This window comes from Ornithinimicrobium ciconiae (genome assembly GCF_007197575.1).
Taxonomy (GTDB): Bacteria; Actinomycetota; Actinomycetes; order Actinomycetales; family Dermatophilaceae; genus Ornithinicoccus; species Ornithinicoccus ciconiae.
On sequence record NZ_CP041616.1, the window covers coordinates 3,300,648 to 3,315,754 of the forward strand.

At 69.9% G+C, this 15,107-nt stretch carries 14 protein-coding genes; 11 read left to right on the top strand and 3 right to left on the bottom strand.

Annotation, left to right across the window (positions count from 1 at the left end; all coding sequences use genetic code 11):
• The first annotated feature begins 15 nt into the window (after window positions 1-15).
• From FNH13_RS15260 to FNH13_RS15295, 8 genes are all read left to right on the top strand, one after another.
• Window positions 16-1,563, top strand: a complete 1,548-nt coding sequence (locus tag FNH13_RS15260; RefSeq protein ID WP_143784210.1) for a hydantoinase/oxoprolinase N-terminal domain-containing protein — start codon at window positions 16-18, stop codon at window positions 1,561-1,563.
• Window position 1,564: 1 nt separating this feature from the next.
• Window positions 1,565-2,662, top strand: a complete 1,098-nt coding sequence (locus tag FNH13_RS15265; RefSeq protein ID WP_143784211.1) for a DUF917 domain-containing protein — start codon at window positions 1,565-1,567, stop codon at window positions 2,660-2,662.
• Window positions 2,659-3,783 carry a DUF917 domain-containing protein gene (locus tag FNH13_RS15270; RefSeq protein ID WP_143784212.1) on the top strand — a complete coding sequence of 375 codons (1,125 nt, stop codon included), beginning with the start codon at window positions 2,659-2,661 and terminating at the stop codon, window positions 3,781-3,783. The genes FNH13_RS15265 and FNH13_RS15270 overlap by 4 nt, the downstream gene beginning before the upstream one ends.
• A 9-nt stretch (window positions 3,784-3,792) precedes the next feature.
• Entirely contained in the window at window positions 3,793-4,833 is a 1,041-nt protein-coding gene (locus tag FNH13_RS15275) for a DUF917 domain-containing protein (protein WP_143784213.1), read from the top strand.
• On the top strand, window positions 4,830-6,338 hold the full coding sequence (locus FNH13_RS15280; protein WP_143784214.1) for a PucR family transcriptional regulator: 1,509 nt from the start codon (window positions 4,830-4,832) through the stop codon (window positions 6,336-6,338). The genes FNH13_RS15275 and FNH13_RS15280 overlap by 4 nt, the downstream gene beginning before the upstream one ends.
• A gap of 75 nt (window positions 6,339-6,413) precedes the next feature.
• The gene (locus tag FNH13_RS15285) at window positions 6,414-6,653 is read left to right on the top strand and encodes a hypothetical protein (RefSeq protein WP_143784215.1); all 240 of its coding nucleotides are present in this window, start codon (window positions 6,414-6,416) and stop codon (window positions 6,651-6,653) included.
• 62 nt (window positions 6,654-6,715) lie between these two features.
• Window positions 6,716-7,204, top strand: coding sequence for a 2OG-Fe(II) oxygenase (locus tag FNH13_RS15290; RefSeq protein ID WP_143784216.1), 489 nt, complete (start codon window positions 6,716-6,718; stop codon window positions 7,202-7,204).
• Window positions 7,162-8,742 carry a hypothetical protein gene (locus tag FNH13_RS15295; RefSeq protein ID WP_143784217.1) on the top strand — a complete coding sequence of 527 codons (1,581 nt, stop codon included), beginning with the start codon at window positions 7,162-7,164 and terminating at the stop codon, window positions 8,740-8,742. Before FNH13_RS15290 ends, FNH13_RS15295 begins: the two co-directional genes overlap by 43 nt.
• On the opposite strand, the gene FNH13_RS15300 is transcribed toward FNH13_RS15295, so the two are convergent.
• From FNH13_RS15300 to FNH13_RS15310, 3 genes are all read right to left on the bottom strand, one after another.
• Window positions 8,702-9,286, bottom strand: coding sequence for a PIN domain-containing protein (locus FNH13_RS15300; protein WP_202878800.1), 585 nt, complete (start codon window positions 9,284-9,286; stop codon window positions 8,702-8,704). The genes FNH13_RS15295 and FNH13_RS15300 overlap by 41 nt on opposite strands.
• Window positions 9,287-9,307: 21 nt before the next feature.
• Complete coding sequence (locus tag FNH13_RS15305; RefSeq protein ID WP_143784218.1) at window positions 9,308-9,742, bottom strand: helix-turn-helix domain-containing protein; 435 nt, start codon at window positions 9,740-9,742, stop codon at window positions 9,308-9,310.
• A gap of 139 nt (window positions 9,743-9,881) precedes the next feature.
• Window positions 9,882-11,831 (bottom strand): bifunctional aldolase/short-chain dehydrogenase, encoded by a 1,950-nt coding sequence (locus FNH13_RS15310; protein ID WP_143784219.1) that lies wholly within the window; start codon window positions 11,829-11,831, stop codon window positions 9,882-9,884.
• A 177-nt stretch (window positions 11,832-12,008) separates the two neighbouring features.
• On the opposite strand from FNH13_RS15310, the gene FNH13_RS15315 reads away from it, so the two are divergent.
• From FNH13_RS15315 to FNH13_RS15325, 3 genes are read left to right on the top strand one after another with little or no spacing between them, the layout of a single operon-like run.
• Window positions 12,009-12,917, top strand: a complete 909-nt coding sequence (locus tag FNH13_RS15315; RefSeq protein ID WP_143784220.1) for a transketolase — start codon at window positions 12,009-12,011, stop codon at window positions 12,915-12,917.
• Window positions 12,917-13,984 carry a transketolase family protein gene (locus tag FNH13_RS15320; RefSeq protein ID WP_143784221.1) on the top strand — a complete coding sequence of 356 codons (1,068 nt, stop codon included), beginning with the start codon at window positions 12,917-12,919 and terminating at the stop codon, window positions 13,982-13,984. Before FNH13_RS15315 ends, FNH13_RS15320 begins: the two co-directional genes overlap by 1 nt.
• Entirely contained in the window at window positions 13,981-15,081 is a 1,101-nt protein-coding gene (locus FNH13_RS15325; RefSeq protein ID WP_143784222.1) for a RuBisCO large subunit C-terminal-like domain-containing protein, read from the top strand. Before FNH13_RS15320 ends, FNH13_RS15325 begins: the two co-directional genes overlap by 4 nt.
• Window positions 15,082-15,107 lie beyond the last annotated feature (26 nt).

A 15,107-nucleotide genomic window follows, 5' to 3' on the forward strand; every position in this document is an offset into this window, starting at 1 on the left:
CCGAGGAGACAGACCATGCACATCGGAATCGATGTCGGAGGCACCAACACGGACGCGGTGCTGATGGAGGGCACCCAGGTGCTGGCCACCGTCAAGCAGGCCACCAGCGACGATGTCACCAGCGGCATCATCAGCGCGATCGAGCGGCTGCGCGAGCAACGCCAGTTCGAGGGGTCGACCGTCAAGGCGGTCATGATCGGCACGACGCACTTCATCAACGGCCTGGTCGAGGCCCGCAGGCTCGCCCCCACGGCAGCTCTTCGACTCGGCCTCCCCGCCACCCGGGCGCTTCCGCCCCTGGTGGACTGGCCGGAGCGGCTGAGCGCGGCCATCCAGGGCCGGGCCTACCTGGCCCACGGCGGCTACGAGTTCGACGGGCGGCCCATCTCCCCCATCGACCACGACGAGCTGCGCCGGCACGCCGCAGACATGGCGAGCCACGGCATACGGTCGGTCGCGATCTCCTCGGTCTTCAGCCCCGTCAACCACGATCTGGAGGTCGAGGCCGCCGGGATCATCAGTGCGGAGCTGGGCCCGGACGTGGCGATCTCGCTCTCGCACGAGATCGGCCGGATCGGCCTGCTGGAGCGTGAGAACGCCACCATCATCAACGCCGCGCTGCGCGAGATGGCCACCAACATCGTCGACGGGCTCCACGCCGCCGTGCGCGCCCACGGGATCGACGCCCCGATCTTCCTCAGCCAGAACGACGGCACGCTGATGGACGAGGAGTACGTCCGCCGGTACCCGGTCGCCACCTTCGCCTCGGGGCCGACGAACTCCATGCGCGGCGCCGCAGCGACCAGCGGCCTGGAGTCGTGCGCGGTCATCGACATCGGCGGCACCACCAGCGACATCGGTCTGCTGGTCAACGGCTTCCCCCGAGAGAACACCACCGAGGTGCGGGTCGCGGGCATCCGCACCAACTTCCGCATGCCCGACGTCCTGTCCATCGGCATCGGCGGTGGCAGCCACGTGGCCAGCGACACCGCCGTGGTCGGCCCCGAGTCGGTGGGCTACCAGCTGACCTCACAGGCCCGGGTGTTCGGCGGGTCACAGCTGACCGCGACCGACCTCGCGGTGGCCGCGGGCCGCGCCGACATCGGCGACCGCTCGCTTGTTGCCGATGTCGACCCGGCTCTGGTGGACCGCGCCCTCAGCGGCCTCGCGAGACGTATCGCCGAGGCGGTCGACCGGATGCGCACGTCCGCCGAGCCGATCCCCGTCGTGGCCGTCGGCGGCGGTTCGATCCTGCTGCCCGACGAGATCCCCATTTTCGGCGCCATCCACCGCCCCGAGAACTACGCCGTGGCCAACGCGATCGGTGCCTCTATCGCGCAGGTCGGCGGCGAGATCGACAAGGTCTTCGCGGTGGAGCCCTCGCGCCGCGACGCGATCCTCGACGAGGCCCGTCAGGAGGCCGTGGACAAGGCCATCGCGGCCGGGGCGAGCCCCTCGAGCGTGCAGATCGTCGACTTCGACGAGGTGCCGATTCCCTACCTGCCCGGCAACGCCACGCGCATCCGGGTCAAGGCAGTCGGAGACCTGGACATGGGGGCCTGAGATGTCGTGGACCCTTACCGCTGACGACGTCCGCGACCTCGCGCGGGGTGCCGCCGTGCTCGGCACGGGTGGAGGCGGCGACCCGCATGTGGGTGCCCTGCTCGCCGAGCAGGCGATCATCGCCCACGGCCCGGTTGACGTCGTGCCCCTGAACAAGCTCCCCGATAACGCGATGGTCGTCATGGTGGCGATGATGGGCGCACCAACCGTGATGGTCGAGAAGCTGCCCAGCCTGGACGAGGTCAGAGCGGCCGTGCGTGCCGTCGAGACGGCCCTGCCCGACGGGCCGATCACCCACATCGTCTGTGCTGAGATCGGAGGCGTCAACTCCACCCTCCCGGTGGCCGCAGCGGCGGCCCTCGGGCTGCCACTGGTGGATGCCGACGCCATGGGACGGGCCTTCCCGGAGCTGCAGATGGTGCTGCCCACCCTCTCCGGCATCGCTGCCTCGCCGGTATCGTTCGCCGACGAGAAGGGCAACGTCGGGGTGCTCCAGACCGTCGACAACAGCTGGGCCGAGCGCATCGCCCGGGTCGCCTGCGTCGAGATGGGGTGCACGATCATGATCGCGCTGTTCCCACAGCGCGGCGCGCAGGCGCGCACCACCATGGTGGAGGACTCCGTGACCCGGGCGGTGCAGGTCGGGCGGGCCATCACGGAGTCGCGGGGAGCCAACCAGGACCCGGTCGCCTCGGTGGTCGACGTGCTCGGCGGCCGCGAGCTGTTCGCGGGCAAGGTCGTCGACGTCCAGCGCTCCACGACCGCCGGCTTCGCCCGTGGGCGGTCCCGGATCGAGGGCACGAACGAGACCCTCGAGCTCTCCTTCCAGAACGAGCACCTGGTGGCCCAGAGCGGCGCCACGGTGCTGGCCACGACACCGGACCTGATCATGGTCCTCGAGCACGACTCCGGCGAACCGATCACCACCGAGGGTCTGCACTACGGGCAACGGGTCCGGATCATCGCGGCACCCTCGGACCCGCGGTGGCACACCGCGCAGGCCCTGCAGATGGTCGGGCCGGCCTACTTCGGGTATGCCGTGCCAGGTCACCGGTTCGACGGCTCACCCGATCACCCGACAGAGGAGGATGTGACATGACCTGGCAGATCACCCGGGAGGACCTGGCCGACCTCGCGCGGGGCGCGACACTGCTCGGCACCGGCGGCGGGGGCGACCCCTACATCGGCAAGATGCTCGTAGAGCGGGTGCTGGGCGACGGCTCGATCACTGTCCTGGACCCCGACGAACTGGCCGACGATCTCTTCGTCATCCCCACGGCACAGATGGGTGCTCCCACAGTCATGGTGGAGAAGATCCCGGCCGGCACCGAGCCCACCCTAGCCCTGCGCATACTGGAGGAGCACCTGGACCGTCGGGCCGACGCGACGATGCCGATCGAGTGCGGCGGCATCAACTCGATGATCCCGCTGATCGTGGCCGCGGAGACCGGCCTGCCGGTCGTGGACGCCGACGGCATGGGCCGCGCCTTCCCCGAGCTGTCCATGGAGACCTTCGCCGTCTACGGCGTGCACGGCTCCCCTCTCGCCCTGGCCGGCGAGCGCGGCGAGCGCGTCATCATCGACACCGGCGACGACGACCGGCAGATGGAGTGGCTGGCCCGCGCCGTCACCATCCGCCTCGGCGGCGTCGGCCACATAGCGGAGTACGCCATGACCGGCGCCGACGTCCGGCGCACCGCGGTGCCCCGGACCCTGTCGATGGCGCTGGCCCTGGGCCGGGCCATCCGAGAGGCGCGCGAGGAGCACCGGTCCCCGTTCGAGGCGATCCAGGACACGCTGGCCAGCACGCTCTACTGCCACGTGCGCACGCTCTTCGAGGGCAAGGTCGTCGACGTCGACCGACGCACGACCGAGGGCTTCGCCAAGGGCGTCGCCCGCATCGCCCCCGTCGGCGGCGGCGATGAGCAGCTGGAGATCCGGTTCCAGAACGAGAACCTGATCGCCCTGCGCAACGGCGAGCTGGTGGCCATCGTCCCGGACCTGATCTGTGTCACCGAGAGCGAGTCGGCCGAGCCGATCACCACCGAGGGCCTGCGCTACGGCCAGCGGGTGCGGGTGCTGGGCATCTCCACCCCCGACCTGATGCGCACCCCCGACGCGCTGGCAGCCTTCGGCCCGACCGCCTTCGGACTGACCGAGGAGTTCGTGCCCGTGGAGGACCTCGTGCCGGCACCGGAGATCGCGACCAACGCGAACTAGTCTGGCGGGGTGCCCCTGCTCCTGGACCGAGCCGACCTGCCCGCCCTGGCGCTGGGCGGAGCCGTGCTCGGATCCGGAGGAGGCGGCTCTCCCCACGTGGGACTGATCATGGCGCAGCGAGGCACGTCCTGGCCGGTGACCGTCCACGACGTGACGGAGCTGGACCCGGCGACCCCGTGCATCGCGGTCAGCTATGTCGGCTCGACCCTGCTGCTGGAGGAACGGCTGCCCGACGAGGCGTCGTTCGCCGAGGCGATCGCCGCCGTGGGGCGCTGGTTGGGCTCGCCAGCCACCGCGGTGTGCACCCTGGAGGCGGCCGGCCTCAACGCCCTCACCGCGCTGCACCTGGCCGACACCCACCAGGTGGTCGACGCCGACTGCATGGGCCGCGCCCTGCCCGGCCTGGACCAGCTGTCGCTGCTCATCGACCAGGTGCCGGGCCTCGTGGCGTGCGTCCCGACCGGCTCCGGCGGCGTGGCTCTCCTGCACGGCGCCCGCCCTTCGGACGTCGAGCGGGTGCTGCGCTCCGCCCTGGAGTCGCACGGCGGCTGGGCCGGCCTGGTCATCGGCGGCTTCACCGTGGGCGACCTGGCCACCCACGCCATCAGGGGCAGCACGGCCCGCGCGCTGACGCTGGGGCGCTCTCTCACCGCAGCCGTCGACCGGGGCCCGGCCGCGCTGGCTGCAGAGTTGGGGGGCCGGCTGCTGGGAGTGGGTCGCGTGATGGAGGTGCGGCAGGAGCCGCGCCGGGCCGACGTGACCTCAGCGCAGCTGCGCACGTCTGACGGCGACGTGCTGCGCCTGGTGTCCCGGTCGGAGCACATCGCTGCCCTGCTCAACGGCGAGGTGGTCGCCACTTCTCCGACGCTGGTGGTCACCCTCGACGCGACGACCCGCGCACCGCTGCAGGTGCACGAGTGCACCCTGGCGCGGGACCTCATTGTGCTGACCTTGCCCGCGTCGCCCTGGTGGTGGCAGGACGCGCGGCGGGCTGCCGTCGCCGGTCCCGCCCACTGGGGTCTGGAGGGCCTGTCCGCATGGCGCCTATGAGCCAGCCAGGGCTGAGCCTCACCAGCCTCCAAGAGCACCCTGGCACGGGCGGCCTGGTCGTGCTGGCAGGAGGAGAGCGCAGTTGGTCCACCACCGTGGTCGAGAGCCGCGAGGGGGACCTCCCCGCTCAGGTCGACCAGGCCCTGGCGATCCTGCTCTCCCCGATGCCGACCGCGTCCTGGCAGGTCGATGCCCTGTTGCGGCGCGTGCGGGACCGGGGCTTCACCGGTCTGATCGTGTCCGGCGCCCTCACCACCTCGATCGAGCCCTTGGCCCGCACCCTTGACCTCGTGGTGCTGCTGGCCCAGCAGCCCATCCGCACTGCCCGAGCCGCCTGGGAGCTGGTCGAGGCACCCAACGTGCTGGCACTGTCGGTGGTGCGCAGGGTCGCCCAGTCCATCGAGTACCAGGCCGTCGGCATGGAGGACCTCCTGCACAACGTGGCGGCCAACGTGGGTCACGGCATCGCACTCGTGGGCACTGACGGGGTGCTGAGCACGGCCGGGGAGCCGCTCCCAGAGTCGCTGCTGACCAGCATGACGTTCAGCGCTTGGCTCGACGTGGCCGTCACCGGGGACGGGTTCGCGGCGTCCGTGCCGGTGCAGAGCCGCAGCCGCACGGACCTGCGGATCGTGCTGCACAGCCGGGACACCGGTAGGGCCCAGCGCACCGCGCTGTCCACCGCCGTGGAGATGGTCATGCCGATGGTCGCGGCACGCCTGCTGGTGGACGAGGTCGAGGCCGTCAGCGAGGTGTCCCGTTCCTCGGGCCTGCTCGGTGACTTCCTCGAGGCAGGAGGTGCCGCAGACGCCGAGACCGAGCGCCGGATGCGCGCCCGGGGTTGGCGGACCAGCGGCCACCACATCGGGTTCCGCGTGCTCGGCCGAGGCCGTCTCGACCCGTTCGAACTCCTGCAGGTGGTCAACGCCCACCTGGCCACCATTCCACTGGACTCCCGCGCGACCACCCGCGGCGGCGGCGTCACCGGCTGGGTCAGCTTCACCGACGCGCCCACACCCCACCAGGTCTCCCGAGTCGCCCAGGACCTGCTCGAGTTGCACCAGGCGGCCCTGGCCAGCTTCCGCGTCGCCACCGGTGTCGGGTCGGTCCAGCAGGGGCCGCTCGGGCTGACCGTCACCCTCGGCGAAGCGCGAGATGCCGCCCGGCTGGCCAGTGACCGTGAACGGGCCGGCTGGTTCGTGCACGTTGATCGTCTCGGCCTCGGCCAGCTGCTCCTGGCCGGAACCACCGGTGACACCCTCGCTCGGGCGGCCAGCTCGCTGCTGTCACCGCTGAGTGAGCACGAGCGCGAGACGCTGGCCGTCTATCTGGACGAGGAGTCCTCCATCGTCGCGACGGGCCACCGGCTCGGTCTGCACCGCAACACCGTGACCACGCGGATGCGCCGGATCCAGACCCTGCTCGGAGCCGACCTGAAAGACCCCGAGACCCGCCTGGCATTGCAGCTCGCCACCCGAGCCGTGGAGCGACATGGTGTGGACTGACCGGCTCTGTTGACAACCTGCTGACACCCATGACCGAGGCCGAAAATGACCCCATCGCAGGACGGTGACCCAAAGGTGGACCACACCGCAAAGGACCGCTTGGCGCAACTGCTCGCCGGCAGCGCGGCGACCACATCCGACAGTGCCACGGTGCAGATCCCGGCTTTGGTGCTCGACCTCCGGGTGGATGGCGTCGGCGAGTTCCACCTACCGGTCCGCCCGGTAGACATCAAGAAGCTCGTGGCCATGGCTCGACCCGCGCGCTTCGGCAAGGGCGAGCAGACCCTGCACGACCCATCGGTGTGCGACACCTGAGAGATCACACCCGAGCAGGTCACCCTCGGAGGCGACCGCTGCGAGCCAACCTCGAAGGTGCTTTGGCGCACCTGGGTGCCGCGATCGGCATACAGCATCCGACGCGCCTGCGGGTCGAGCTGCACTCGATGCTGGTCTATGGCAAGGGCCAGTTCTTCGCCGCGCACCAGGACTCGGAGAGGCACGACGACATGGTGGCCACGCTGGTGCTTGCGCTCCCCTCCAAGCACACCGGCGGCGAGCTCGTCGTCCACGGTCGGGATGGAGCCCAGGAGTATGCCGCGTCCCGCGAGGAGCTGTCTCTCGTGGTGTTCTATCCAGACCGCCACCACGAGGTGTTGCCGGTGCGCACCGGTCACCGGATCACGCTGACCTTCAACGTCCTGCAAGAGGGCGTCTCGGACGTCACGCTCGACGGTCCGGTGGAGCAGGCAACGGCGCTGCTGCGGGCACACTTCAGCACCGCCATCACCTCGCCATACTCCGACAAGAGCGAGACACCCACCGCTTGGCCTTCCTGCTCGACCACGAATACAGCCGCCGCGGACTGAGCGCCGGCAAGCTCAAGGGCGAGGATGCGCGGCGGGCGGGGTTGCTGATCGCCGCGGCCAAGGCCGCCGACTGTGAGGCCATCCTGGCCCAGACCGAGATCCAGGAGACGTGGGAGGCCGGGTTCGACTCCTATGAGAGCTGGGCTGGGGGTTATGACGACGAGGACGAGGACGACTACGACGAGCCTGACCAGGACGTCCACGACGTGACCTCGCTCCTTGACAACAGCGTCGCGTTGACCTGGTGGGCCGACCCGGGCAACACTGGCGAAGTCACCCTGCCGCTCGGCGGGGACGAGGTCGTCGCGGTCACCCCGTCCAACGACCTCACGCCCTATGCCTCCGAGTTCGAGGGGTACATGGGCAACTACGGCAACACCGTGGACCGGTGGTATCGCCGGGCCGCCCTGGTCATCTGGCCGTCGCATCAGGGCTTCGCTGTTCGCGCCGAGGCCAGCCCGGGGTGGGCGCTGGAGGCAATCCTGGCCTCGCTGGCCAAGGGTGAGCAGGAGCGGGCACGCCGCGAGGCGGACGGGCTCGCGTCGGCTTGGGGACGCACCGCGCCGGCGGCTCTGCTCACCCCCGCCCTCCTGGTGGCGGCGGGAATCGAGGACGGCGAGCGGGCGCTGGCGGTGCTGTCGCCCTTCGACGTGCACATGCTGGATGTCGAGCACGCCGCGCAGCTCGCTGAGTTGGCCATGATCTATCCCAGCCAGTGGTGGACCGCCCTGCGCGCACAGTTGGACGGGGGTTTCCGGCTGATCCGCGAAGATCGCCGCACCTGGGTCGAGACCCACCTGCGAGCGGTATGCCGTGAGCTCGCGTCCGTCGATGGCCGCCAGGTGGTCAGCTGGCTTGGTTTGTGGATGTCCGAGTGGGCCGTGGCTGCGGTCGACTCTGCTCTGCAGGACAGGCGGGTGGCTCAGCGAGACAAGGATCTCGATCTTCTCGGCCCAGCGGTGGCGGCAGTCCTCGCTGTCGTCGACCAACAGAGGGGCACGGCAGTCGTCGGGCACCTGAAGGCGGCGGGCGACCGCGTCCTGCCGCTGCTGGTGTCGGCCGTCCGCTCGCACGAGCCTCCGTCGAACACGGCGATGCGCGCGCTCTTCACGCACCTGCACGACTTGCTCACCGAGGTCCTCGCCCGCCCCCAGCGGGAGTCGGATGACTGGTCGATCCCTTGGACCAGCACCGGTGGGGAGGACGCGGACAAACTCGCCAGATTCCTCGCCTCGGCAACACAGCGCACTCTGGAGTGGCCGTTGGCGGCACCGCGTCGCCAGTCGGTGCACCACTGGATCGACGAGGCCACCCTGCCGGTGCGACACCTCACGCGTCGCAGGGGACGGCCCTACACACTCGTCCTGACGAAGACCGACGAACTCTTCTCCCGCGAGCAGGCCGCGCGACACCGCGCCGGGAAGAGCCGCCATAGTTCGCCGGCTTATCGAGAAAGGTGCCCACCAGGCGTGAGCATGCACCGCTCCAGAGTGAGCGTTACCGCTGGTGGGCGATGTCACGCAGGTGTCCCAGAATGACATCGGCGAACTTGGGGCAGTGAGCACGCTGCAACATTTCGACCAAGTCAACGTCTTCCCGCTTGCGGCTCCAATACTGGATCTGCTTCTCCACACAACTCGCGATCAAGCTCGGTGATGACTCGTTGACGAGCACGAAGAAGTCATCCGGCGTCCACACTTCATACGGAAGTTCATCGGAACTGACGAAGTCATCCACATCGAACGTCAGCAACATGTCGGCACCGCAGGCAATTGCCGCAGCAGCAACGTGTGCGTCACCGGGATCCCGCACACTTTCGTTCGTTCCTGCGTAGTCGCGAACGCGCCCGGCTTCGAACGTGCCACAGATCTGGTCCCGAACGGCGACGATCCGACCACCATTCCACCCAGGGTGGTTCTTGCGCAGGTGATACAAGAGTTCCGCCATGATGTCCTCGGTCCAGCACACGAGGAACGGCTCGACCTCGGGCGTGGTGTACATGAGGCCGAGCCAATCCCGCACAGTTCTCGAATAGAACACGTTGGCGTCGACCAGGACGCGCATTACCGGTAGCCCTCCCATGCCGGGAGACTAACCGAGACGTCAGACGTCGCTGTCATCCATTTCCCTCAGTGCCTCAAACGCTGCCCGCTCCCGCTCACGACGGGCTTTGCGGAAAGCAAACACATCGGAAGACTTGAGCCGGTGGTGTGATCCCACCTTGTGAGCAGGAAGGTCACCGTCTCGGATGAGCGCCATCAGAGTCGGACGAGACATGTGCAGGATCGAGGCAGCCGTTGTCGTGGTGAGCTCCTCTGGGATCGCCGAGATCGTCACAGTTCCTCCCGTGGACATGACATCGAGCACATGCTGGAGAATCCGTCCCAGCTCAGGAGGAAGCGGCTCGCGCTTCCCATCGCCACACTCGATGCTCAACGAACCCGACGGCCCCCGCAACGCAGCGACGGCGTCTTCAGCGAGAGCAGCCTCGTGCCCACTGGTCAGCACACGGTCGCCATTCAGCATGGTCGAGCTCATGACTCGTTCACCTCCACAGGTTGCTTCAGATGCAAGTGTAGAACGTCTTCACTTATATCTGCAAGTAGCTCTGTCCAGTGGGCCACCAACCTCAGCGGTTCGCAGCGCGGCGTCCGGTGGGTGGGCTGGTGCGCGCGGGTCAGACGGTGCGCTCGCTGCCGCCGTCGACGGCGACCTGCGCGCCGGTCGTGCGCGCGAAGGTCTCGTCCACCAGGGCGCGCACGCCGCGGGCGACGTCGGCGCTGGTCACCTCGGTGCGCAGCAGGTTGCGGCGCTTGTAGTCCTCGACGGACATCCCGTAGTGCTCGGCCCGGCTGGCCAGCAGCTCCGGGGTCCACAGCCCGGTGTCGAAGACGGCGTCGGGGTGCACCAGGTTGACCCGGATCCCGTCCGGGGCCCACTCCAGCGCCGCCACCCGGCAGAGCTGGGTCAGGGCGGCCTTCGACGTCGAGTAGGCAGCGGCGCCCTTGCCGGGAGCGGGCACGTTCTTGGAGGCCACGACCGCCACGCGACCACCGGACGGCGCGAGCCGCAGCAGTGGGTGCACGGCGGTGAACAGCGTCGCCACGGCGTCCACGTTGACCGCCATCGTCTTGCGCCACTGGTCCGCGGTCAGGTCGGCGATGTCCTGGCTCTGCGGGAAGATCCCGGCGGACACCACGACGATGTCCACGCCACCGAACCGCTCGACCGTGCCGGCGAGCGCCGTGCGGACCTGCTCCTCGTCGGTCACGTCCACCGTCAGTCCCAGCCAGGCTGGGTCGGTGAAGGTGTCCGCGGTCCCGTCCGCGAGGTCCCAGCCGGCGACCGCCGCGCCGGCGGCCATCAGCTCCTGAGCGCACGCCCGCCCGATGCCCGAGGCGGCGCCGGTCACCACGGCGACCTGGCCTTCCAGCGGCCGCGGCTTCCCGGCGCGCTGCAGTTTCAGCTGCTCCATCACCCAGTACTCCAGGTCGAAGATGTCACCGGCCGGCAGCGCCACATAGCCGCCCTGCCCCTGCGCCAGCTCGATCGTGTCCAGCGTGTGCGAGTAGATGTCCTCGGCGATGCCCGCCTCCTTGGCGGTCCGCCCGAACGAGAGCATGCCCAGCTCGTCGTCCAGCACGATCCGCGGCGCCGGGTCCAGCATGGTGAGCTCGACACCGCGCCGGTCCTTGTGGGCAGCGAAATAGTCCCGGTATGCCGAGGCGAACCCCGCAACGTCCCTGCCCCGCAGTGGAGTGCGCTTGGTGTAGAGCACGTGGTCGGGCGTCATCGGTCCCTGCTGCGTCGACTCGCGCAGCACCGGGTCGGTGAGGAAGGCGCTGACCTGGGCGTCGGCGCGGTGCCGCGCCACCAGAGGCTTGCCGGCGGCTGCGCTGATCCGGGCGCGCAGCTCCGCGAGCGCCACGACGTCCACCGCGTCCTGCATCGCGTGGGCCGTGCGCTCCGGCACCTCGCCGAGCAGCTCGCGGGCCTCGGCGATCATCTCCTCGTGCCGGGCCAGCGCCTCGCTGGGCGTGTCACCCACCGCGAACAGCCCGTGGTTCAGCACCACGATGCCCTCGGTCCCCTCGTGGGCCTGCTCGGCCCAGGCGGCGAAGCACGCCTCGCCCAGGTCGGGGCCGGGCATGACGTAGTCGACGATGACGACCTTGTCGCCGTAGAGCGCTTCGGTCCTGGCCTTGCCGCCCTCGGTGTTGGTGACGGCCAGGATGGCGTCGGCGTGCGAGTGCAGCACCGCCGCGTGCGGCACCAGCGCGTGCACCAGCGTCTCGACGGACGGGTTCGGCGCGGAGGCATCGAAGGAGGCTGCACGCAACTCGTTGCCGAGCTCCACGTCGCCCATCTTCACCGGCGGCAGCAACTGGCGGAGGCGCTCGAGGCGCAGCGGAGCGAAGCCGTCACGCCCGATGGTGGCCAGGTCATGGCCGCTGCCCTTGATGAACAGCACCTCGAGCTCGTCACCGGTGACGTCGCGCCAGGTTGCCTTCACCGACGTGTTGCCGCCGCCGTGCAGCACGAGCGAGGGGTCGGCACCCAGGGCGCGGGAGGACTCCACCAGGTCGTCGAGCAGCTCCAGCGCGTGGGGACTCAGCCGGTTTTCCATCGGACAGCACTCCTACACAGGTCGTCACAGTGAGCCAGTTGTCTGACAACCTAGCATCGAGAACCTCCACCTGACCCCTTCCGGAGCACGACCATCACCACGTAGGCTGCGTCCGGAGTTGTCAGACATCCCGGCCGGCCGCGCACGCGAGCGCCCGCACGTCAAGGAGTGAGTGCAATGGAGCCAGACCTCGATCGGATGGCGCAGATCGCCCACGGCATCCGCCGCAGGGTGCTTGAGCACAGCATCAGGAACAACGGGGGCTACATGAGCCAGGCGTGCTCGGCCGCCGAGCTCCTCGCTGCCTGCTACGGCGGCGCGATCAGGCTGGCGCAGGTCGATGCGCCCTACGAGCCCCCGGCCTTCACTCAGGTCCCAGCCCCCGGCATACAGTCCGTGACCGGTGCGGTCGTGCACGGCCCGCCCTCCCCCGAGGCGGACCGGTTCATCGTCTCCCCGGCGCACTACGCGCTCGTGGTCTATGCCGCCCTCATCGAGACCGGCCGCCTGGCCGAGCACGCCCTGGAGCAGTTCAACGCCGACGGCAGCACGGTCGAGATGATCGGCGCCGAGCACTCCCCCGGCTTCGAGACCACCACGGGGTCCCTGTCCCAGGCGCTGTCGCAGGCCGGCGGGATCGCGCTGGCCCGCAAACTCAAGGGCCACACCGGCCGCACCTGGGTCTTCCTGTCCGACGGCGAGTTCCAAGAGGGGCAGACCTGGGAGGCCGTGCAGGCCCTGGCCCACCACCAGGTGACCGGGGTGCGGGTGATCGTCGACGTCAACCAGGCCCAGTGCGACGGCCCGATGGAGGACGTGATGCGCATCGAGCCGCTCGCAGACCGGTTGCGGGCCTTCGGCGCGAGCGTCGATGTGGTCGACGGCCATGACCTCACGGCGCTGACCGGGGCGATGGACAGCGCGAGCGACAAGCCGCACTTCGTTCTCGCCTACACCGACCCGACACGGGGTCTGCCGCTGCTGGAGCAGCGCCGCCCGGTCCTGCACTACCTGCGATTCACCAGCGAGGACGAGCGCGCGAAATATGCCGACGCCTACGCCGAGCTGGCCGGAAGGAGCCTGTGATGACTCAGCAGAACCCCGCGACCGAGGAGGGGCCCACCCCTGTCGAATTGGTCCGCCGCCCGCACCTGCAGAACTTCATCGACTGGAGCGCCGACAAGCCCGAGGTGCTCGTGCTCACCGCCGACCTCACCAACTCCTGCGAGGTCGGGCCGTGGCGCGACACCTACCCGGAGCGCTACTTCTCCATGGGCATGGCCGAGCAGAACATGATGGGCTTCGCCGCCGGCCTGGCCCGGGAGGGCTTCGAGCCGTGGCTGCACACCTTCGCGGTCTTCCTCTATCGCCGGCCGCTGGACCAGCTGCTCATGTCGGTGGCCTACCCGTCCCTGCCGGTGCGGCTCATCGGGTTCCTGCCCGGTGTCACCACCCCTGGTGGCGTCACCCACCAGGCGATCGACGACCTGGCGGTGCTGCGCGCGGTGCCCAACCTGACGATCCTGAGCACCGGCGACGCCACCGAGGTGGAGAGCGTGCTGGACGTGATCCACGCCCAGCCCGGCCCCGTCTACGTCCGGATGCTGCGCGGCGAGATGCCCCGCCTGTTCCCGCAGTCCGAGCCGTTCGCGCTCGGCCGCGCCCGCGAGCTGGGACCCGACCACTCGGCATACGGCCCGGATCATGTCCTGGTCCTCACCGAGGGGATCTGCACCGAGGAGGCCATGCGGGCCCTGCCCGCCGTGCGCGAGCGGGGCGTGCAGGTCCGCCACCTGCACATCTCGACGCTCAAGCCGTTCGATGACGCCACGGTGCTGGACGCCCTCGCCGCGGCGGGCGGTGGCGTGGTCACCATGGAGAACCACCTGCGCACCGGTGGCCTGGGGTCAGCGGTCGCCGAGGTCATGGCCGACGCCGGCATCGGCACCCGGCTGGTGCGGCTCGGGCTGGACGACACCTACGCCCACGGCGCCTCGCAGGGGCACCTGCTGGCGGAGTACGGGCTGGATGCCGCCGCCCTGGTCCGCGCTGTCGAGGGCCTCACCGGCGAGCCGCTCGGCATCACCGCCGAGGATCTGACCGAGCTGCGGGTCGCGGACGTGCACAGCACCGCCAAGGCGGAGGCCCTGTGAGCGCGCCGACCGTGCTGGGGCGGGATCCCTCGCGGCTCTATGTGCGCTATGCGATCGCCGGTGACGTGGACGCGGTCGCCGAGGCGATCCGGGTCGAGCAGACCATCGAGTTCCCCGCCGACCTGGCGCCCGACTGGATCCAGCAGGAGGTGGTCGGGCAGGTCGAGGACCGCGACGAGGGCTCGGTGGTCATCTCCTACGCCGCGGGGGTGTATGCCGGTGGGCTGGGTCAGGTGCTCAACGTCCTGTGGGGCAACGTGTCCCTGTTCGAGGGCGTGCGCGTGGTCGACGTGCAGCTGCCTGCTCCGGAGCACCTGGGTCTGCGCGGCCCACGGTTCGGCGTGTCAGGGATGCGGTCGCTGTTGGGTGTGGCGTCGCGGCCGCTGCTGGCCACCGCCCTGAAGCCGATGGGCTCCTCCTCCGAGGAGCTCGCGGCCACGGCCGGCGTGCTCGCCGAGGCGGGGATCGACCTGATCAAGGACGACCACTCCCTGGGGGACCAGCCGTGGTCGCCGTGGCGCGAGCGGGTGGCGCGGTGCGCGGAGGCTGTCCTGGACGCCAACGAGATGGCCGGGACGAGCGCGCGCTATCTGCCCTCGCTCAACGTCCCGGCAGACGAGGTGCTGCAGCGGGCGGACGAGGCCAAGGAGCTCGGCGCCGAAGGGCTGCTCGTGCTGCCCGGAATCACCGGCTTCGACGCCATGCGGGCCCTGGCCGACGACGATGACCTGGCCCTGCCGATCATGAGCCATCCCTCGATGCTGGGCTCCCACGTCGTCAACCCCGGCCAGGGCCTGGACCACGGCATCCTGCTGGGGCTGATCAACCGGCTGGCCGGGGCGGACATGGTGGTCTTCCCCAACTACGGCGGCAGATTCGGCTTCTCGGTCGAGCAGTGCGCCCAGATCCGGGACGAGTGCGCCGTCGCACGCCCGGGCGTGCGCTCAGCGCTGCCCACCCCGGGGGGCGGCATGACGCTGGAGCGGGTGCCCGAGATCCTCGACCTGTTCGGCCAGGACGTCGTCCTGCTGATCGGTGGCGCGCTGCACCGCGGCGACCTGCGCACCAACGCGACTGCGCTGCGCGAGAGCCTCTGACATCCGATTCGAGGTGGCGGGAGTTC